The sequence below is a fragment of the Bacteroidia bacterium genome, from assembly GCA_037045145.1.
Taxonomy (GTDB): domain Bacteria; phylum Bacteroidota; class Bacteroidia; order AKYH767-A; family OLB10; genus OLB10.
The window spans coordinates 173,913-195,764 of the sequence record JBAOIA010000011.1; the positions used below are offsets into that span (position 1 = coordinate 173,913).

At 37.7% G+C, this 21,852-nt stretch carries 12 protein-coding genes; 1 reads left to right on the forward strand and 11 read right to left on the reverse strand.

All coding sequences use genetic code 11. The features are described from left to right. Positions 1–23: 23 nt before the first annotated feature. The gene (locus V9G42_01760; GenBank protein ID MEI2758139.1) at positions 24–9,113 is read left to right on the forward strand and encodes a PKD domain-containing protein; all 9,090 of its coding nucleotides are present in this window, start codon (positions 24–26) and stop codon (positions 9,111–9,113) included. Between the two features lie 152 nt (positions 9,114–9,265). Here the strand turns inward: V9G42_01760 and dxs are convergent, their stop codons facing one another. The 11 genes from dxs to V9G42_01815 all read right to left on the reverse strand — a co-directional run bounded on the left by dxs (position 9,266) and on the right by V9G42_01815 (position 21,845). Further along, positions 9,266–11,197, reverse strand: a complete 1,932-nt coding sequence (gene dxs / locus V9G42_01765; GenBank protein MEI2758140.1) for a 1-deoxy-D-xylulose-5-phosphate synthase — start codon at positions 11,195–11,197, stop codon at positions 9,266–9,268. A gap of 133 nt (positions 11,198–11,330) precedes the next feature. Then, positions 11,331–12,077: an ATP-binding cassette domain-containing protein gene (locus V9G42_01770; GenBank protein MEI2758141.1), complete on the reverse strand. Its 747-nt coding sequence runs from the start codon at positions 12,075–12,077 to the stop codon at positions 11,331–11,333. Continuing rightward, complete coding sequence (locus tag V9G42_01775; GenBank protein ID MEI2758142.1) at positions 12,074–12,925, reverse strand: ABC transporter permease; 852 nt, start codon at positions 12,923–12,925, stop codon at positions 12,074–12,076. Before V9G42_01775 ends, V9G42_01770 begins: the two co-directional genes overlap by 4 nt. After that, positions 12,925–13,845, reverse strand: a complete 921-nt coding sequence (locus V9G42_01780; protein ID MEI2758143.1) for an ABC transporter substrate-binding protein — start codon at positions 13,843–13,845, stop codon at positions 12,925–12,927. The genes V9G42_01775 and V9G42_01780 overlap by 1 nt, the downstream gene beginning before the upstream one ends. A 145-nt stretch (positions 13,846–13,990) precedes the next feature. Next, positions 13,991–14,185, reverse strand: a complete 195-nt coding sequence (locus tag V9G42_01785) for a twin-arginine translocase TatA/TatE family subunit (GenBank protein MEI2758144.1) — start codon at positions 14,183–14,185, stop codon at positions 13,991–13,993. Positions 14,186–14,246: 61 nt separating this feature from the next. Beyond that, positions 14,247–15,488 (reverse strand): peptidoglycan DD-metalloendopeptidase family protein, encoded by a 1,242-nt coding sequence (locus V9G42_01790; protein MEI2758145.1) that lies wholly within the window; start codon positions 15,486–15,488, stop codon positions 14,247–14,249. 76 nt (positions 15,489–15,564) lie between these two features. Continuing rightward, positions 15,565–16,401 (reverse strand): DUF4292 domain-containing protein, encoded by an 837-nt coding sequence (locus V9G42_01795; GenBank protein MEI2758146.1) that lies wholly within the window; start codon positions 16,399–16,401, stop codon positions 15,565–15,567. Beyond that, on the reverse strand, positions 16,394–18,136 hold the full coding sequence (locus tag V9G42_01800) for a tetratricopeptide repeat protein (protein ID MEI2758147.1): 1,743 nt from the start codon (positions 18,134–18,136) through the stop codon (positions 16,394–16,396). Before V9G42_01800 ends, V9G42_01795 begins: the two co-directional genes overlap by 8 nt. Before the next feature lie 13 nt (positions 18,137–18,149). Then, positions 18,150–19,151: a sugar phosphate nucleotidyltransferase gene (locus V9G42_01805; GenBank protein ID MEI2758148.1), complete on the reverse strand. Its 1,002-nt coding sequence runs from the start codon at positions 19,149–19,151 to the stop codon at positions 18,150–18,152. A 79-nt stretch (positions 19,152–19,230) separates the two neighbouring features. Then, positions 19,231–20,598 (reverse strand): sigma-54 dependent transcriptional regulator, encoded by a 1,368-nt coding sequence (locus V9G42_01810; GenBank protein MEI2758149.1) that lies wholly within the window; start codon positions 20,596–20,598, stop codon positions 19,231–19,233. A gap of 224 nt (positions 20,599–20,822) precedes the next feature. Next, positions 20,823–21,845: a radical SAM/SPASM domain-containing protein gene (locus V9G42_01815; protein ID MEI2758150.1), complete on the reverse strand. Its 1,023-nt coding sequence runs from the start codon at positions 21,843–21,845 to the stop codon at positions 20,823–20,825. Positions 21,846–21,852: the final 7 nt, after the last annotated feature.

The following is a 21,852-nucleotide window of genomic DNA, read 5'->3' on the forward strand; positions in this document are numbered from 1 at the left end:
TGAATTTTTTTAACTTATCAAATATGAACAGATACTTTACCACAGGCAGAAACATCACGTGGAAGTTATGTTTTGCTATTACGCTTCTACTTGGCACATTTAATGTCAAGGCGCAGATTCCAACAGCATCGTTTGCTGCTGATTCTACAGAAGGTTGTGTACCTCTGACGGTACATTTCAGCAATACTTCCACTTTAGCCACAAGCTACTTCTGGGATTTTGGAAATGGTAATACATCAACATTACCCAATCCACAAACTGTTTATTTAGCTCCGGGAAATTATACTGTGAAGCTAATTGCCTACAACAGTACTTCCGGAAAATCAGATACATTGATTATTCCGAATTACATTGACGTTGTTTCTTTTCCGACAGCTAACTTCACATCTAATGTTACATCAGGGTGTAGTCCATTATCAGTATCATTCAATAATACTTCATCCAACTTTACCTCGTGTATATGGGATTTTGGTGATGGTTTTTCATCAACGCAAACAAATCCGACACATATATATAGTATTCCAGGAACTTATACTGTAAAGTTAGTAGCTTATTCATCTTATGGTTGTTCAAACGTAAAAACTCAAACAAACTATATTACTGTTTATGGTCAACCAACAGCACAGTTAACCGCAAATCCGTCAAGCACATGTGATGCCAATCAGGTTATTCAGTTTAACTCAGCATCTGCCGGGGTTGTAAGTTATCTTTGGAACTTTGGTCAGCCTTCGTCAGGTGGTGCAAATTCTTCAACGTTACAGGATCCTACACACACTTATGGAACTCAAGGTTCTTTTAATGTTAGTTTGATTGTTACTGATGCCAATGGGTGTTCAGATACTGTAGTTGCAAACAATATGATTTCTATTGGAACAGCACTTACACCAACATTTACCTGGACCAATGGCGCGGGATGTAAGCCGTTAACAACAAATTTTACTGCACCATCAATAACAGGTGCAACCAGCTATGCATGGAACTTTGGTGATCCTTCATCAGGTGCTCAAAACACATCTACTGCTGCAAACCCTTCACACACTTATGCAAACTCAGGCACATACTCTGTTTCTCTCTTTGTAACAACATCGAGTGGATGTAACGGAGGTGTGACTTTAAATAATATCATTGTTGTTGATCAACCACCGGTAGCCTCGTTCACATCCAATCCTACAACAGGATGTAAACCACTTGCAGTACAATTTAACAATACTTCGACAGGTGCTGCCACTTATCTTTGGGAATTTGGTGACGGAACTACTTCAACACTTGCATCACCTTCTAAGACATATACAACAGCAGGTACTTTTAATGTAACATTACATGCATTCAGCACTAATGGTTGTGAAACAATAATTGTAAAAAACAACTATATAGTAGTCAATCAAGCAGTAGCTAACTACACTTACAATCCCGGGTCAGGATGTGCACCATTAAATGTTAGTTTTAATCCAACGGGTACAACAGGTATTGTTGCATTCGAATGGAACTTTGGTGATCCCGCTTCAGGAGTATTAAACACTTCTACAGCATCAAATCCAACACATCTTTATAATAACATCGGAACTTACTCAACTAAACTGATTGTTACATCATCAGCAGGTTGTAAAGATACACTTATAAAAAACTTTGTAAAAGTCAGGGATGCTTCTGTTCTTTATACTGTACCTGATACAATTAAGGGTTGTCAACCTTATCCGGTATCATTCTCCAATCCATTACTGGGAGCTACTGTTTTCCATTGGGATTTTGGTGTACCTTGGTTAACTAATGATACAAGTAATGTAGCAAATCCAACTTTTACATTTGACTCTGTTGGTATTTATACAATAACATTAAATTCGTTCATGCCAGGAAATAATGGATCCGGATGTTCGCAATTTTTTAATCCAGTTGCCATAGTACAGGTGTTTCCGATGTTAATTTCACCGATCACCTATATTCAAGCTACCCCTTGTGCACCCTACCTGATTCACTTTAGCGATACCACCATGGATGTAGTTTCATGGGATTGGGATTTTGGTGATGGTTCACCACATGCTACTACACAGTTTCCTTCTCATACCTATGCACAACCCGGGACGTATACTGTGGTATTGAATATAGTTTTGCAAAGTGGGTGTATGACTAGTTTAAGTACTACAATCACTTTAGGTTATCCTAATCCGATAACAGTAAACAAAAAGGCCGGTTGTCATGATGATCCATTTACTTTTGGCTTAACAGGAGGACCTTGGACAAACATACAATGGAATTTTGGTGATGGCGTTGGTACGTCAACTTCTGCTAATCCAACATATACTTATAATCAAGCTGGAACTTTCATAGTTTCTGTAAATGTAACAAGCAGTGATGGATGTGTTAATACTTATACTGATAGTATTACAACAACAAATCCACAGCCATCGTTTGTCATAAATGGACCTACATCAAGTTGTACGAATCAATTTGTGTTCTTTACAAACACTTCAACAGGTGCAACTTCGTATTGGTGGGACTTTGGTGACCCAACATCATCTACCGGATTTTCTTCTTTAGAAAATCCATCAAGAAATTTTACTACTCCAAAAGCGTACACCATTTCGTTAACAGCAACCAATGGTGCCTGTTCGCGTACGGTTACTTATCCAGCATTGATAAGAATTAACAGAGCTGCTCCGAATTTCTCATTCACACAGAGCTCGCAATGTTTTCCTATTACTGTTACATTAACTGATCTTACCGGACCTACACCTGCTATTAAATGGGGTTGGAATTTTTATAACGGCTCAACAGATTCAACACAAAATCCGGTTTACACATTCTATGCGCCACCAACCTCTGATACAATTTCGCTTTGGGTTAGAGATACAAATGGATGTTCAGCAACAAAACGACTTAAAGGAATAAAATACAAACAAGCAAAATTTACCATGTCAGCAACCGGAGGTTGTAATCCAACAACAATTTGTTTTACTGACGCCAGTGATACTACTGTTGTTTCAAGGAAATGGGATTTTGGAAATGGTGCCACATCAACACAAACTAATCCTTGCTATACTTATACAACTGATGGAGTATATACAGTGACTTTGATAACAACCTTCTCCACAGGCTGTAAAGACACATTAGTCATGACGAATGCTGTTACTATCTCAACACCTTCTGCCGACTTTAATGTGCCTACGCAGGCATTTTGTGCACCGGCATTAGTAAATTTCAACAATCTTTCAACTAATGCGACAACATACTATTGGGATTTTGGTGATGGCTCTAATTCTATTGCCACATCGCCATCGCATGTGTATAACGTTCCAGGTGATTATACTATTACTTTAATAGCTATTAATGGAACATGTCGTGATACAATGACGAAAGTTAACTACCTTCATGTACCGGGAACTTTCTCATATTTTAACCTTGTGAGTCTGCAAAGTTGCGTAGGAAACTTAGTTCAGTTTACTGACAGTTCATTGAATGCACAAACATGGTTATGGAACTTTGGTGATGGTGACAGCTCTACCCTACAAAATCCAACACACTTATATTCAACAACAGGAAGTTTCACCGTTTCACTGATTACAAGTGATAACCTTGGATGTTCTTCACACTATATATTCAGTAATCCGATAGTTGTTCATCCTGTTCCAACAGCTTCTGCAACAACTATAGATACCGTTGGTTGTAGTCCTTTAACATCAACATTTACGCAAAACTCAACAAATGCAACTTCGTATCTGTGGAACTTTGGCGACCCTGCTTCAGGTGCATCAAATACTAGCACTGCATCTACAGCAACACATACCTACACTCTAGCCGGTACTTATCAACCCTATTTTGTTGCCTACAATAATTTTGGATGTAGTGATACTTTGTGGTTGCCTAAGACAATAAATGTTAATCAAACACCGGCAGCACAATTCAGTTCTTCTGCAACCAATGGCTGTACGCCTTTGACTGTAAACTTTACAAACACATCAACTCAATTAAACTCCCCTCAATACTTATGGAATTTTGGAAATGGTAATACAGCCATTACTTCAAATGCTACTGCACTTTATGCTGATTCAGGAAGCTTTAATGTTAGTCTTATAGTTACAAATACTGCAGGATGTACAGGCACAGCAACTACACAAATTACAACTGTTCTTTCACCAACAGCTATTGCATCAACAACAGATACTGTTGGATGTAGTCCACATACTGTGAACTTCACAAACACATCTTTGAATGCAACAAGTTATCTATGGAATTTTGGAAATGGTGCTACCTCAACACTTGCGAATCCAAATTATACCTACCTTAATGCAGGCAACTATACTATAACATTAATTGCAACCAATGCTTCAGGCTGTAGTGATACACTTGTGTTCCCATCTCAGATAGTTGTTAACCAAACTCCACGGGCAAGGTTCAATATGAGTCCGGCTACAGGATGCTCTCCTCTCACCGTTAACTTTACAAACACTTCTGCTAATACTTCCGGTGCAACATACAACTGGAACTTGGGTAATGGAAATACTGCATCTACGCCAAATACCTCTTCCGTATATCCTGATTCCGGAATTTTTGCAGTTACATTATTAGTAACAAATGCTAATGGCTGTTCAGATGATTCGGTAAGAAACGTAGTTGTAAAATTATCGCCAACAGCAAGTGCATCTACAAATGATACAACAGGATGTAATCCATACACAAGTACGTTTGTAAACAACTCAATAAACGCAACATCTTATAGCTGGAATTTTGGTGATGGAGGAACATCAACGCAAGTAAATCCTACACACACTTATCCCGGAACAGGTAATTTTACAGTTACACTTATTGCAACAAATACAGCAGGATGTAAAGACACTTTCGTGTTTAACAATACCATTCAGGTAAATCAAACACCATTGGCATCATTTACTTCATCAGCAATAACAGGGTGTTCGCCTTTAAATGTTAACTTCACCAATACCTCAACCGTTATATCAGGAGCTACCTATTTTTGGGATTTTGGAAATGGCAATACTTCAACATCTGCCAATCCATCTACAGTATTTGCTGATTCAGGTATTTATCAGGTTGTGTTGAATGTAAACAATGGAAATGGATGTACTCATACGGCTTCGCAACTAGTCACCATTAACATTTCTCCAACAGCAAATGTAATAACTGCTGACACCGCAGGTTGTACACCTCATGCTGTGAGCTTTACTAACAATTCTACTAATGCTACAAGTTATCAGTGGAACTTTGGTAATGGAGCAACTTCAACAGCAGTAAACCCTAACTATACTTACACAACAGGTGGATTGTTCAATGTAACATTAATTGCCAGCAATTCTGCCGGATGTCGTGATACATTTGTTTTACCCTATCAGATTAATGCAAAGCAATCTCCCAGAGCGAGATTTAATATGAGTCCGACTCTTGGTTGTGCACCTCTGAATGTAAACTTTACCAATACAACTGCAAATATGCAAGGTGCTACTTTCAACTGGAATTTTGGCAATGGGTCTTCAGCAACGATAGCAAACCCTTCAACAGTTTATTCAGACTCTGGCACCTATGCTGTAACATTAACAGTTACCAATAGCAACGGTTGTTTTGATGACTCGACACGAACAGTTCGTTCTAATCTTTCACCAACAGCAATAGCTGCTACAACAGATACTGCAGGGTGTGCTCCTTATACCAGTACATTTACAAACAATTCTCTTAATGCTACCTCATATCAATGGAGTTTTGGTGATGGCAGTACCTCTACGATTGCAACACCAACACATACCTATAACACATCTGGAAATTATACTGTAACATTGGTTGCTACCAATGCATCAGGTTGTAGAGATACATTGGTGTTTCCATATACTATTAAGGTAAACAACAAACCGGTAGCTGCATTTACACCTGCGTCTGCATCAGGATGTGTTCCATATACTGTGACCTTTAACGATATATCTACACAGGTATCAGGAGTTACTTACTTATGGAACTTCGGCAATGGCGATACTGCAACCACCAAGAATCCAACATACACATTTACTAATACTGGAACATTCACTGTCAGTATGATTGTTACCAATGCAACGGGTTGTATGGATAGCACTTCGCATACGGTAAATGTAAACGGCCTTCCTGTTGCTATGGCTTCAACAAATGACACCACAGGTTGCACACCACAGGCAGTAAGTTTTACAAATTCATCTTCTAATGCAACTTCTTATATATGGAACTTTGGAAATGGCTTGACATCAACCACTCCAAATCCAACACATACTTATACAACAGGTGGATTATATACTGTAACATTAATAGCAATTACTTCTAATGGTTGCCGTGATACATTTACGCTTCCTTATCAAATAAACATAAAGCAATCGCCTTTGGCTGGTTTCAGCCAATCTGCTACAACCGGTTGTTCACCCTTGGCAGTGACTTTCACAAATACTTCTTCAAATATATCAGGAACTGTATGGAACTGGAACTTTGGAAACGGGTCAACATCGTCCTTACAAAACCCAACTACATTTTATCCTGATAGTGGTACTTATCAAATAACACTTTGGGCAATGAACAGCAATGGTTGTATGGATGATACCGTGAGAACCGTCAGAGTAAATCAAACACCAACAGCGATTGCAGCTACAAATGATACCATTGGTTGCACACCTTACAATGTAAACTTTAGCAACAACTCATTGAATGCAGCTAGCTATAACTGGAATTTTGGTGATGGAATAAGTTCAACAACAGCAGTTCCAAACCACACCTATACCAATGCAGGAACATATACCGTTACACTCATAGCTACATCAAGTGCCGGTTGTAAGGACACTTTAATTTTACCTAATAATATTACGGTAAATCAAACTCCGGTTGCTTCATTTACAAAATCTGCATCATCAGGCTGTTCGCCATTAACGGTAAACTTAAACAACACTTCAACACAAACTAACAATGCTTCTTACCTATGGAACTTTGGTAACGGAACTACTTCTACACAAACCAATCCAAGTGTACAATACACAGATTCCGGAAATTATACAGTAACATTAATTACAACTAATTCCAGCGGATGTTCGGACAGTACAACACAGCAAATACATGTTGACTTGTCGCCTACTGCAATTGCAGCGACAACAGATACATTAGGTTGTAGTCCACATATTGCAGTATTTACCAATAATTCCATCAATGCAGGTTCATATATCTGGAACTTTGGTGATGGTTCTACTTCTACAGTAACAAATCCAACACACACTTATGCAAATGCCGGAAATTATACTGTATCATTAATTGTAAGTAATGCAGCGGGTTGTAAAGACACCTTGTTGTTACCACAAACAATACAGGTTAACCAAACACCGGTGACGGCATTTACGCCATCAATAACTTCAGGATGCTCGCCATTGTCTGTTAACTTCAGCAATCAATCTTCTGACACTATCAATGCAAACTTTGCTTGGAATTTTGGAAATGGAACTTCCTCAAATGCAACAAATCCAACAAATGTATTTGCAAGCTCAGGAACATTTGCTGTAACACTTACTGTAACCAATGCAAATGGATGCCAGGATACTGCAACACATAATATTCAGGTGATGCAAACACCAACAGCGAATGCATTCACAAATGATACAACAGGTTGCTCACCATTTACTGCAAACTTTACATCACTTTCTGCAAACAGCGACTCTGTGGTGTGGTATTTTGGTAACGGAACAACAGCTTCCGGAAATAATGTTCAGGCAACTTATTTGCAGCCCGGAGTTTATCAACCTTACCTAATTGCTTATAATTCTACAGGATGTACAGATACTTTCTATCTTCCAAAAACAATTCGTGTTAAACTTTCACCTGTTGCAAATTTTGCTGCAGACCAAACTGCATCATGTTCAGGAACCAACTTTACTTTCAGTAATCTGTCTTCCGATACATTGTCACCGGTTTATCAATGGACAATTGGTGGTTTCAGTACAAACAATCCATCATTCTCCATACCATTGTTGACACCCGGATTCTATACTGTGGCTTTGTCAGTTACTAATAGTAATGGATGTGCTGATTCAATTGTAAAAGCAAATTACATTCAGGTATTTGACACTTTACCTCCACCACAAGATCCTATTTATAGTGTAAGTGTTTTGTCTGATACGCAAGTAGAAATTAAATGGGCTAACAGTGCTGCTTTAGATTTGGGCTCTTATAAATTGTGGCGATTGGATCCTTCAAGTGGAAATTATGTGAATGTATATACAGACAATAATCCAAGTAACTCTACAATGAATCCGGAGTCGAAATATACTGAGAATGGATTAAATACATTGAGCAACACCTATACCTACAAGCTTCAGACGCTTGACAGGTGCTCGTTTGCACTTCCATTAAATGTATTGAAAGCTCATACTACAATTAACGTAAGTGCAAATAAGAACAGTAATGGTATCAATGTTACATGGACGCCCTATCAAGGTTGCCCGGTATCGCAATATGAAATCAGCAGAACTGAAATGAGTAATGGCAGCAGTGCAGTCATAGCTACTGTTCCTGGATCAACACTGTTTTACTTTGATTCAACTATGATTTGTCCTGATGACTACAGTTATAGAATAAAAGCTTACGATCTCTGTGGAACAACTTACACATCATATAGTGATACAGCAGCAGCAAAACCAGATTACAATTTACAGGAGCAACAAGCTATCATCGTTCGTTCCACAGTTGTTAACAACAACTTTGTGCTTACTGAATGGTCTGAACCAAGATTACATCCTGAAAGAGTAATGGAATATAACATTTATCGCAGCACAGATACGACAGGAAATTTCTATTCACTACTGGCAACAGTTTCAGCAAATGTTACAAGCTATGAAGACCTTGCAGTAAATGTTAATGAACAAAACTATTACTACAAGATTGAAGTAATCAGTGATTGTAACATGGCAGGTCAATTAAGCAGCAACAGTTCTTCAATATTGTTACAATCGAAATGGGAATATGCAAACAGCAGATTGTGGTGGACTAAATATGATAAATGGGATACAGGAGTTGAACGATATGAAATAGAAAAATATAACTGGGGCACCGGCCAATGGGAAAAAGTTAAAACAGTTCCCGGCAATGCTACAGAAACAGAAGTCGATGAGTAATTAAATTATTCATTGTGTATGTCCCCCCGAAACCCGACTCGAGAAGTCGGGTTTCTTTATTTACGTTACTCAGAAAATTTTGATGATTAAAATAATTTTCAACCAGCCTCAACAATTAACATTGAGTGACTTACTAAACTAACAGAAAAAAATTATTTAAGAGATTTAATACCGGGATGTGATGCAGTAACCAGCTGTCTAACCGTTTTCATTATTGATTGTGTATCAAAATGACATTCTGCATATAATTCAGCTTGCTCACCATGTTCAATAAATTGATCGGGGATACCCAGCCTTACTATTTCTGCAGCATAGCCGTTATCAATCATAAATTCTGCAACTGCGCTTCCCATTCCTCCTTGCAGGCATCCATCTTCAACTGTAATAATCTTTTTAAAATTAGCAAAGACTTCGTGAAGCAACATTTGATCAAGCGGTTTCACAAATCGCAAATCATAATGTGCTGGATAAATATTTTCTTTAGCAAGTTCATCACATGCTGCTACTGCAAAATTGCCCGGATGTCCGAAAGTTAAAATAACAACATCTTCGCCTCCTCTCAATTTGCGACCTGTTCCAACAGGGATTGCGTTAAATGGTGTACGCCATTCTGTCAATACTCCATTTCCTCTTGGATAACGAATACAAAAAGGACCTAAGTTATCATGTTGAGCAGTGTACATCAAGTTACGCAACTCTTCTTCATTCATTGGAGCACTTACAATCATATTGGGAATGCATCGCATAAAGGCAATATCAAATGCGCCATGATGTGTGGGTCCGTCAGCTCCTGCAAGCCCACCTCTGTCGAGACAAAAGACCACATTTAATTTTTGAAGTGCAACATCATGCACCACCTGATCGTAGGCACGTTGCATAAATGAAGAATAAATATTACAAAAAGGTATGAGCCCTTGCGTAGCCATGCCTGCACTAAATGTTACAGCATGTTGTTCTGCAATACCTACATCAAATGCTCTATCCGGCATTGCTTTCATCATAATATTTAAAGAACAACCTGAAGGCATTGCAGGTGTTACGCCAACAATTTTTGAATTTTTTTCTGCAAGCTCCACGATAGTATGACCAAACACATCCTGATATTTTGGAGGTTGAGGGGTATTGTTTTGCGGCTTAAAAATTTCACCTGTTATTTTATCAAACAAACCAGGTGCATGCCATTTGGTTTGATCTTGTTCGGCTAGTTTAAATCCTTTTCCTTTTACAGTAAGACAATGTAAAATTTTTGGTCCGGGAATATTTTTTAAATCTTCAAGTACTTTGGTCAGATGGTTCACATCATGGCCATCAATAGGGCCAAAATATCGAAAGCGAAGTGATTCGAATAAGTTACTTTGTTTGAGCACAGCCGATTTCATAGCATTCTCTATTTTTTGTGCTATTGCCTGTGCATTGGGGCCAAACTTACTAATGACACCTAATGCTTTCCAGATTTCGTCTTTTACTTTATTATAAGTTGGTGATGTAGTAATGTCAGTAAGGTATTCTTTTAATGCACCAACATTAGGGTCAATACTCATGCAATTGTCGTTAAGTACAACAAGAAGATTACTGTTTTCTACGCCACCATGATTAAGTGCTTCGAATGCCATTCCTGCTGTCATGGCACCATCGCCAATTATAGCAATATGCTGCCGGCTTTTATCCTCTTTTAATCGGCTTGCAACACTCATTCCCAGTGCTGCAGAAATTGAAGTTGAACTATGACCTACTCCAAAAGTATCGTAAATACTTTCGCTCCGTTTGGGAAAACCGCTAATGCCTTTATAAATCCTATTGGTATGAAAAATATCGCGTCTGCCTGTTAAAATTTTATGACCATAAGCCTGATGGCCAACATCCCAAATCAACTGATCGTTGGGTGTATTAAAAACATAATGTAGTGCCACTGTTAATTCTACAACACCGAGGCTAGCCCCAAAGTGTCCTCCGTTAACAGAAACAATATCAATTATAAATTGTCGTAGTTCCTTACAAACCTGTTCGAGCTGCTCCGGTTTAATTTTCTTTAAATCGTCAGGTGTGTTAATTCTACTAAGAAGCTCTCCTGCTTTAATTTCCATACAGCAAATAGTCATGCAAACTTACAAATAATGAATGGAACAACCTCAATTACCAATGAAAACAGCTTATTATTTGGTAAAAGGTTGATAAATACCCCTCAAAAGAAGGTTTTTCCTTGACAGACAGTTCAGATTAATCAAACCAATTTACTATTTCGTTCAGCGTTAATCTCTCCTTTGAAACATTATCTAAATCCCTAATTATTTGGCCTGATGCCATTTGAATAACTCTATTTCCATAATCAAGCACTTGTTTGGTCTGATGTGTAACCATTAACACAGAAACCTGCATTTGATTTAAAATCCGTGTGGTTAATTTCATAATCAGTTCTGCACTTTTAGGATCTAGGGCTGCCGTGGGTTCATCCATCAGCAGCAATTTAAAGTCATCCATAGTTGACATCAATACTGTTAATGCCTGACGTTGTCCTCCGGAAAGTGCTCCCATCTTACGATTTAACCGGTCTTCGAGACCAAGGTTAAGCCATGAAACTCTTTCTCTGATGGAGTCAATAAATTTTCTGTCAATACCTAATTTCAGATTCTTTGATTGAGTTCGCAAAGTTGCCAGCCGGAAGTTTTCAATAATAGTAAGATCCGAGGCAGTACCTGATTGTGGGTTTTGAAATACTCTGGCAATAAAACGACTTCGTTCATGTTCTTTAAGTGCAGAAATATCGTTACCATCAACATAAATACTACCTTCATCAAACAATAAAGTTCCTGCAATAATATTCAGCAATGTAGATTTTCCTGAGCCATTGGCACCAACAACAATCACAAATTCCTTTTCTTTAATTTGCAGAGATGTAGGTTGCAAAGCAATGACAGGCTTTTCACCATCAAAAAACTTTTTGCTTATTTGTGAAATTTCGATCATTGCGCAGGCTTAAAAACAAATTTAAAAACTCCTGCTGCCAGTAGTACAAGAATTGCCGTAAGCAGTTTAAGCATTTGTGGAGGTACACCGGCAAGCAATGCAAATGCTAATAGCAATCGGAATAATACAGAGCCTAATAATACCGTAATTAAAGAACTTAGTATAGAAGTGGATTTGAAAAATACCGCAAAAGATTCGCCCAATATAACAGCAGCTAATCCGGCAATTACAATTCCAATACCCATATTGATATCAGCAAATCCCTGATACTGCACCATCATATAACCGCTTAATGCTGTCAGTGCATTGGCAATTGCCAAACCGGCAACTTTCATAAAATTAGTGTTAATGCCCATAGCTTTAACCATTAACTCATTGCTTCCTGTTGCCCGCATTGCAATACCGAAATCGGTTTTCAAAAGCCAGCATAACAACAACAACAAAACAATTGAAAACACCAATGCAAGTAACATATTATAACTCATGTTTTCATTAAAAATATTTGCTTCATTGATTAATGGAATGTTAGGCCTTCCCATAATAAACAGGTTTATGGAATAAAGTGATGTCATGACCAAAATACCTGCAAGCAACGGATGCAACTTTAACTGTGTGTGAATGATACCTGTTGCAATACCTGCCAAAGCACCTGCAACAAGTACAATAGGCAATACAGCAGCAGGAGGCAAATCATTTGAAATTAGAATTGCAGTGACAGCGCCACCTAAAGTATAGCTGCCATCGGTGGTAATGTCCGGAATATTAAAAATCCGCAAAGTCAGATAAATGCCGAATGCCATGGCAGCATAACACAAACCCTGGATTATTGCAGGAATAATTACTTCCATCAGGGTGTATTAATTACTATAAAACCATTGGGGGCAACAAGGTTGAAACGTGCTGCTGCTTTACTATTGAATACATATTGCCTGACCTGAACAAGCTCCGGTTTGGGGATTAACGCAGTATTCGATTTAAGATAATTTGCAGCTTCCACACCTGCCTGAAAACCCCATTGATAAAAATCGGCACCGTATGATGCAATAGCACCACGGCCAACCAAACCTGCTTCGCTGGTAAAAACAGGAAGTTGTGCTTCATTGCATGCTTTAACCACAGTTTCAAACGATGCAAAAATGACATTGTCGGGCAGCGCAAAAAAAACATCAGGTTTTTTTGCAATAAGCGATTGTGTTACCAATTGTGTTTCTGAAGAATTTGTAACCGGCAATGCAATTATCTTCATCCCTGATGCAGCTGCTGCTTTTTGTAATTCTTCAAGGGCATCTCTTGATTGTGGTTCGCTGGAATTATAGATAGTACCAACATTGATTGCATTGGGAAAGAAACGTTTTATCAATGCTACAGAGCTGTCAATGTATGCCAATGTTTCAAAAACACCAAACAGATTTTTAGGATAGTTTCCCTGAGCATCTGTGAGTCCTGCTAGATCGGGGCGTGGTGCAACCATCATACAAACAGGAATTTCTTTTGTGTGCTGCACTGCTGCAATTGTTGATAGTGTTGAATTGGCTGCAATGAGCTTTACATTTTTTGAAATAAGATAATCACAAGCCTGATTTAACACGGCAATTTCTCCCTGTGCATTTGAAAAATAAACTTTGAGTGTTTTGTCTTTTTCTGAAAATCCATTCTTTGCCAAAGCATCAAGAAACCCTGTTCGTGCTTTAGCTAAAGTTGCATCTTCTGCAATATCTAAAAATCCGATTGAAGGAACAGTCTTTGACGGATTGCTGCAAGATGTCATGAAACAAATTGATACAATCCAAAATATTTGCAGGTTTTTCATAACAAACTATAAAAGTATAAAACTAAAAAAATCAAAACAATCTGAAATGAAAAACGGGACGCTGCTTGCGCAAACGTCCCGAAGCCATGAAAACTATCGTTGTTTATTTATTCTCTTTTTTTTCTTCATCCTTTTCAACTCCGGATGATGCGTCTTTAAATTCTTTTATTCCTTTACCAAGTCCTCTTGCTAATTCAGGTAATTTTTTTCCTCCGAAAAACAACAACAAGACCAAAACAATCAGTAATATTTCGGACCCACCTAAACTCCAAAGCAGTAAACAAGTAACAGAACTCATTATTTAAATATATGGTACAAATATACAAGAAATTTAATGCTATATACAAATAATCGTTAAATTATTTTTTTGCAATCCACACAATGGGATTTAATTTGGTAAATCCTTTCCAAATTTGCAAATTAAGATCTGCGTTGCCGGAATCCGAATCGGTCCTGACACGTCCAATATTTTGTTTTGTTGTAACTTTCTCACCTTTAGTAACAAACACTTCGTCAAGGTTGGAATAAACAGATAAAAATTCGCCATGTCTGATAATTACTGCCGAACCATTTGGTAAATTGACTGTACCTGTAACTTCTCCACTAAAAATGCTACGTACAGAGCTACCTTTGGCCGTTCGTATATCTATCCCATCATTCTTAGTTGTCACATTTTTCAATAATGGGTGCTGATGTTCTCCAAAAGTCTCAGATATTCTCCCTTTTTCAACAGGCCATGGTAAACTGCCTTTATTCTTGGCAAAGCTATTGCTTAATTGCTGTGCTTCAGGTGTTAATGTAAATACGTTTTCGTTGGTAACATTCTTTTTACCTGCTTTCACTGCCTTTTTCTTTGCTGCCTCAATTTCTTTTCGCACCAATGCTGCAATGGCCTTGTCTAACTTAGCCTTGTCCCTGATTTTTGCTTCAAGCTTTTTGCGCAATGACTTTTCACTTGCCTGAAGATTAACCATCATTTTATCCTGCTCTTGTTTTTCACTTTCAAGATTCTTTCTTTGGCTTTCCTGACTTTGTTTGAGTCCGGTTTTTTCATTTTTCTTTTGTTGCAAGTCGGCTTTTTTACTGTTTAGATTGCTTTGCACTTCTGCAATCTGCTCAACATGAAGACGTCTGTTTTCCGTAAACTGTTTTAAAAATTTAAGTCGCTTGTAGGCCTGATTGAAATCGTCAGCTGCAAAAACAAACATCATGGTTTGATATTTATTTCTGTTGCGTTGTGCAAACTGAATCATTGCTGCATAGTCTTCGCGCAATTGCTTCATTTGGTGTTCAAGAGAATCTATTGATTTTCCGGTTTTATCAATTTCACCGCTGAGTGATTTAATTTCAACATTAATTGAGTTGATGAGTTCATTGCGAAGCGATATTTTTTTTCTCAAGGCATCAAGTTGTGCTTGTGTGGCATTTTTATTTTTCTCTGTAAGTTTCAGCAACTTGTTGGTTTCATTGATTTCATGCTGAAGGCGTTCTCTTTTTTTCTCCAGTTCGCGTTTATTACCTTGTGCCAAAACATTATTGCACACAACCAATAATAAGAATGCAGCAATAAAATAAATCCAACCGAAACGGAAAATTTTCATTGCAGCAAAATTAGGTTTAGTGCTTCCTTTAGTTCTGATGAAACAAATTAATTATTGACACATTTATGCACGACAATCAGCGTGCTTTCTTAAAGCTTTTGGGTATGTTGAATGGAAACTCCAACGTGTCTTCAACGGATACCTTTGTATATTCTATGTCAACAAGAATATTTTTTTCTGCTTTAATATTCGTTACAGAATGATAAGGAAAAAACCCTGCAGAGGTGTCTGAATAACCGGAATATTTTGTTATCAGTGATTTTTGAATTCTGCTGTCTTCAATAGCTAATTTCATAATCCTATAGTTACTTCCGTCAACATAAAAATCCTGAATGACGGGTTTGCTCGGGTCTTTCTCTTCAAGTGACCGTTTTAGTTTACGCTTACTGAGTGTACTGAGGATGTAATACTGATCTTCAAGATAAACCGAGTGAAACTTATTTCTTTTATAAACAAAAAGATTTCCTGTCAGAATACCCTGAACAATATCAAAGTCGAGGTTGCCTGCAAAAAGCAAATCGTTAATTTCTTTGTAGCCGGAAACTTTATACTCTTTATTGATTCTGTCGAGAAAACGAACCGTATCCTGTGTCAGCAATATGCGTACGGCTTCTATACCGAGTAGTGGTGAAACAGAAATCCAGATAGCACTGTCGCGGCATATACGCAATGAAACATTAAAGTTATTTTTATCACCTTCTATATTTGTATTGACTGTTGCTTTACCGCTAATCCATTTACCATAAAAAGCACTGTCAACAATATTTTTCAATAAGGTTTCTGCTGCTTGCTCTTCAAGTTTTGTTATTGGCTTAATTACAATCGGCTTTTCTGACTTCTTGGTAACCTTACAGGCATTAAACACCAACATTGGCATCAAAACACATAAAGTAATCTGAAGAAATTTACTCATACAACTTCTTATCCCTGATTTTCTGGTCTAACAGTCCCGATGCATCTCCTGATTGCTTTGCCTTTTTCCAGTATTCAAATGCTTTTTCGGATTGATTCAGCTTAAACAAAATATCACCATAATGTTCCAGAATTGTACCGCTGTTTTCACCACCATTTTCCATGGCTTTTTCAATCCACTTTTTTGCTTCATCATACTTGCCTTCCTGAAACAATATCCATCCATAGGTGTCTAAAAATGAAGATTGGTTGGGTTGAAGTTCATTACTATGTTTTGACATCTTTTCTGCCTGATCTAACTTTTCTTTTCTAACGGAAAGATAGTAGGCATAATTATTCAGCACAAAAGGTTCATTGGGATCAATTTCAAGAGCCTTATCGAACGAACTGTCAGAGGCTGAATATTCTTTTGTCTTGTTATAACAATCACCCAGGTTGGAATAAAATTGTATCAATTGCTGGTCGTTGTCAACTACCAATTTAACACCTTGGTTTAAAACAGTAACTGCTTCGGCAGGCAAGTTAAGCTGACTTTTTGCTATACCATTGAGAAGATAAAGTGAAGATTCATTAGGAAACAATCCAATTGCTTCGGCACTTGCCGTATCCATGGCACGAAAATCTTTAAGCTCAGAAAGATTAATAACATATTGTTGCCAAACATTCAGATTATCTTTTTCCAGGTCTAATGCTTTTCTGTAAAATGAAACAGCCTGTTTATAATCTTTATTCATGGTTAACAAATCACCATAAATAGCCTGTGCACGAGCCTCATCAGGATGAGTTTCTGCAAGGGTTTTACACAGCTCCATACACTGTAACATCATTGAAGAATCGCGTTGCAGCAATGGAATGTAAGAGGAGATTATTTTAACTTTTATATCTGTATCTAAGTCGCGGTTGGTAAATGCTTTTTGCAAATTTTCAAATGATTTCTCTTTATCACCTTTGTTGCGATAATAATCAGCGAGATTGAGATAAATGCGTGGTTCATTCGGATTAACAGCCTTCATTCTATCAATTACAGACAATGCTTTGTCGGGCATGTTGTTTACTGAATAGAGTTCATATAGGAGCGAGTATATATCCATACTCTCCGGATTGTTGACAATATAATTTTCAAGTACTTCAGCGGCTTTGTCAACTTTATTTTGCTTCAGATAAATTTGCTCTTTACGCAAAGTAATTTCTTTATCAGGGCCAACAATAGATTCGATTTTATCAAAGGCTTTTAAGGCATCATTCAACTTAGATGCATTTACCAATGCATAAGCCCACTGATAATAAAAATCTATTCGTTGTGGAAATTCAAGCGTAAGGTTCTGATAAATTAAGGCAGCTTCGTTCCACTGATTTGTTCTTTGATAAATTTCTGCCAGCAATTGTTTATACCATTCATTCTTTGGATTAATGCTTGATGCACTTTTTGCAAAGTTTAATGCTTCAGCATATTTTTTACGATTAGCATATAGCTGCGCCATTTCATAAAGCGAAGCATCGTTTCGCGGATCAATTTTTAAACACTCTGCAAAAAGTTCAAGTGCACGTCCTTCATTACCCAATATTTTTTCTTTATTGGCATTCACAAAGAAGTACATAAGTTTTGTTTTATTCTCTTCTGAGAGATTGGTGTCCTTGCCTGCGGAAGCTGTTTGTTGACTTGTTTTACAAGATGTGGCCAATACACCTATCAACAAAAAAACCAAAACTTTATGTACTGATAAAAACCTATTCATCTTAACTTATTATTTATGCCCGTGTTGAATAATCACCCATGCTCAAATCATCGGACTTACCTTTATAAACACAATAGTTTCCTATCATTGAATTACTGATAATGGCATCGCTGATATTGCTGTTGGTTTGAATAATACATTGTGAAATAACACTGTTCTCAATTTTTGATTTTGCGCCCACACTCACTCCGGGGCCAACTATGCTTCCAATAATTTCTGCATTATCTGCAATAAAACACGGTTTATTGATTACACTATTTGTGATTTTTGCTGAAGGTGAGATATAATTTTCCGGGTATTTTATATTGAGCATACGTCCGTTGGTATAGGTTGTAGCATCTTTATTACCACAGTCGAGCCACTCCTCTACTTTACCGGAAACCAATTTTAGTCCTTTGTTTTTCATGTTCTCCATGGCATTGGTTAACTGAAACTCTCCTTTATCTTTAATATTATTATCTATCAAATATTGAAGTTCATTCTTCAGATTTTCGCCATCTTTAAAATAGTAAATACCTATGATTGCCAAATCAGAGACAAACTGTGCAGGTTTCTCAACAAAGTCTGTTATGATATTTTCGGAATTAACTTTAACAACACCAAACTGACGTGGGTCTTCTATCTGTTTGACCCAGATGGCACCATCTTTCTCAGAATCAATTTTGGCATTACTTTTAAAAAGAGTATCGGCAAAGGCAACAACAACTTTTCCTTTCAGTGAAGAATGCGCACATAAAATAGCATGGGCAGTTCCTAAGGGTTCGTCCTGATAGTGTATTGTTCCCTTAGCACCTAATGATGCGGCAATATCTGTCAGCGTTTTTTCTACCTGACTACCAAAACGACCTACAACGAATGCAATTTCATCAACCTTTTCGGGGCAAACGGAAATAATGTCTTCCATAAGATGTTGAACAATAGGTTTTCCGGCAACAGGAATAAGCGGTTTAGGTACTGTTAAAGTGTGAGGGCGCATGCGTTTGCCCATGCCAGCCATTGGAATAATTATTTTCATACGTTATTAATCGTCATTATTTGGAGCGGCAAAGGTAATGAAGAGATGGCTCTGTTCAAACTCAATTTCCAAAGCATACTTAATCTTCAGAATTGCTTTTTTCTTTATTTAACAGTCTGTAAATAGTGCTTTTACCGATGTTTAATTTTTCGGCAGCTTGAATAACATTACCATTGCATTGAGACAATACATGTAGGATGATTTTCTTCTCAAACTGCTCCATTGTGAGGTTTTGCGACAGAAGTTCTGTCTCAAAATTACTCTGTGAAAACAAGATATCATCGGATTCAATCATATCATTGTTACTCATCACAACTGCCAGTTCAATAATTGATTTCAACTCTCTGACATTGCCAGGAAAATGATAAGCCAGAAGTTTATTCTGAGCTTTAGCAGACATTTTTTTTACAGGCAGTTGATTGTCTTTACAAAACTGAGTGATAAAATATTTAGCAAGTAGAATAATGTCCTTTTCTCTCTCACGAAGAGGTGGCAGGTTTATCTGAAGTCCATAAAGTCTGTAATACAAATCTTCTCTGAATCTGTTCTTTTTTACCTCGTCAAGCAGGTTACGGTGGGTAGCAGCAATTATGCGTGTATTAATTTTTAAAGGCTTGTTACTTCCTACACGCACCACTTCTTTTTCCTGCAACACACGAAGGAGTTTTGCCTGCAGGGATAGCTCCATTTCTGCAATTTCGTCTAAAAATAAGGTGCCACCATCGGCCTCTTCAAATTTTCCAATTCGGCTTTGAAGTGCACCTGTAAACGCACCCTTTTCATGACCAAACAATTCACTTTCGGCAAGTTCAATAGGAATAGCTGCCATGTTTATGGCAACAAATCCCGACTTTTCCCTTGACGAATTGTAATGAATAGCCTTTGCAATTTCTTCTTTCCCTGTACCCGTTTCACCCGATATGGTTACTGTGATGTTGGTGGCCGCTGCCTTTTCGATAAGCGGAAACAATGCTTGAAAATTGCTGCTACTGCCAATCAACCTATCCTGAAAATTATATTTTTTCTCCACCTCTTTTTCAAGGCGTGAAATTTTTTGTTTCAACCCCTGTCGCTCTTTTATCAGCTCTACCGTATTGAGCAGTTTCTCTCGTATATCTTTCGATTTAACAAAATAGTCAACTGCTCCTGATTTTAACAATTCTATAGCAGTGTCAATGTTGTGTTGTTCGGAGATGATGAGCGTATCGGCATCAGGGCATTGTTCTTTAATGAGTCCGAGCAAAGTACTTCCATCAGTGTCGGGAAGATGATAATCAATGGTAATGATGTCGGGGTGCAGATGAAGGTTCTTCAGTACTTCTTTACCTGTGCTGAAAACCGTTACAGCATGATCGGGGTTCAAGGACAACACATAGTGCAGAAACTCTCTGTACCAGTCGTCATCTTCTACAACGAAAATACGTGTAATGGAGGTGGTATTCATCATACAAAAGAAATAAAAAAAGGTTGCCGTTATGATGAAGCAACCTTTTGTAATGTTGTCCGACTAGGATTCGAACCTAGAAAGGCAGAACCAAAATCTGCAGTGTTACCTTTACACCATCGGACAAACGAGGGCGCAAAAATAGCATATTTTTGAAAAGAAAAAATCACTTTTTCAAAAAATCTAAATACTGAAAATTAACTGTTTATGTAAGTATTAGAAACCTTTCAGGTCCAAACCTTAGTACCTTCGGTACAATTGGTACAAATGTCAATATTACTTCGCGATTTGAGGACCAACTTTCTAAAACGGTTATAAGGTTCACTTTGCCACACTTTTCTAAACCCCAAAGTTGCAACCTGCCCAAGGCGGTGACTTGCATCTTTATCAAAACAGCAGGGAACCACATTTCCATCCCAGGTGATGACACATGAATGCCACATCCGCCAGCAATGATTTAATAACGGATTGCGAATACTGTAGGTACCGTCTTTATTTTTCTTATAACGTGAATGTGTAAGATCGTTTGGCATCAATTCATTGCCATGAACATAATCATAGAGTTGGGCTGTTTTATAAACCACTTCGTCAATACCGATGGATTTGGCTAATTGCTGTACCTCTTTTATCTGATGTTCGTTAGGCTTTACAACCAAAAACTGAAAAATGAGATGTGGTGTTTTGGATTTAAGCTGTCGTTTCCATTTCACCATGTTTTGGGCACCTTTAATTACTTTCTCTAAAGATCCGCCTATACGATATTGCTGATAGGTTTCCTGAGTGGTTCCATCAATTGAAATAATTAGTCTGTCAAGACCCGACTCAATGGTTTTGCGTGCATTGTCATCATCCAGATAATGTGCATTGGTAGATGTTGCAGTATATATTTTTTTCTGTGATGCATAACGTATCATCTCAAATAGATTCTTGTTGAGAAAAGGTTCTCCTTGAAAATATAAGATGAGGTACAATAAGTCAGGTGCCAGTTCATCAACAACTTTTTCAAAAAAGTCGGGCTGCAACATACCTGTTGGTCTGCTGAATGCGCGCAGTCCACTCGGACATTCAGGGCAACGAAGATTACAAGAAGTTGTAGGCTCCATTGAAATACTCACCGGCATTCCGCTGACACTTGCCTTCCCGGTTATGCGCGACAAATAATAGCTACCAAGAATTTTACTGAAGTTAAACAGTCGTCTGAAAGTTAACTTACTCAGCAGGTTTGATATGTCTTTAAAATTACGATTCAATGGAAAA

What these genes read in the sequence shown, in the direction of transcription:
- dxs (MEI2758140.1), bottom strand. Translation starts at nt 11,197, where the DNA reads ATGGAAATTAAAGCAGGAGAGCTTCTTAGTAGAATTAACACACCTGAC.
- V9G42_01775 (MEI2758142.1), bottom strand. Translation starts at nt 12,925, where the DNA reads ATGGAAGTAATTATTCCTGCAATAATCCAGGGTTTGTGTTATGCTGCC.
- V9G42_01805 (MEI2758148.1), bottom strand. Translation starts at nt 19,151, where the DNA reads ATGAAAATAATTATTCCAATGGCTGGCATGGGCAAACGCATGCGCCCT.
- V9G42_01795 (MEI2758146.1), bottom strand. Translation starts at nt 16,401, where the DNA reads ATGAGTAAATTTCTTCAGATTACTTTATGTGTTTTGATGCCAATGTTG.
- V9G42_01790 (MEI2758145.1), bottom strand. Translation starts at nt 15,488, where the DNA reads ATGAAAATTTTCCGTTTCGGTTGGATTTATTTTATTGCTGCATTCTTA.
- V9G42_01785 (MEI2758144.1), bottom strand. Translation starts at nt 14,185, where the DNA reads ATGAGTTCTGTTACTTGTTTACTGCTTTGGAGTTTAGGTGGGTCCGAA.
- V9G42_01760 (MEI2758139.1), top strand. Translation starts at nt 24, where the DNA reads ATGAACAGATACTTTACCACAGGCAGAAACATCACGTGGAAGTTATGT.
- V9G42_01780 (MEI2758143.1), bottom strand. Translation starts at nt 13,845, where the DNA reads ATGACATCTTGCAGCAATCCGTCAAAGACTGTTCCTTCAATCGGATTT.
- V9G42_01770 (MEI2758141.1), bottom strand. Translation starts at nt 12,077, where the DNA reads ATGATCGAAATTTCACAAATAAGCAAAAAGTTTTTTGATGGTGAAAAG.
- V9G42_01800 (MEI2758147.1), bottom strand. Translation starts at nt 18,136, where the DNA reads ATGAATAGGTTTTTATCAGTACATAAAGTTTTGGTTTTTTTGTTGATA.
- V9G42_01810 (MEI2758149.1), bottom strand. Translation starts at nt 20,598, where the DNA reads ATGATGAATACCACCTCCATTACACGTATTTTCGTTGTAGAAGATGAC.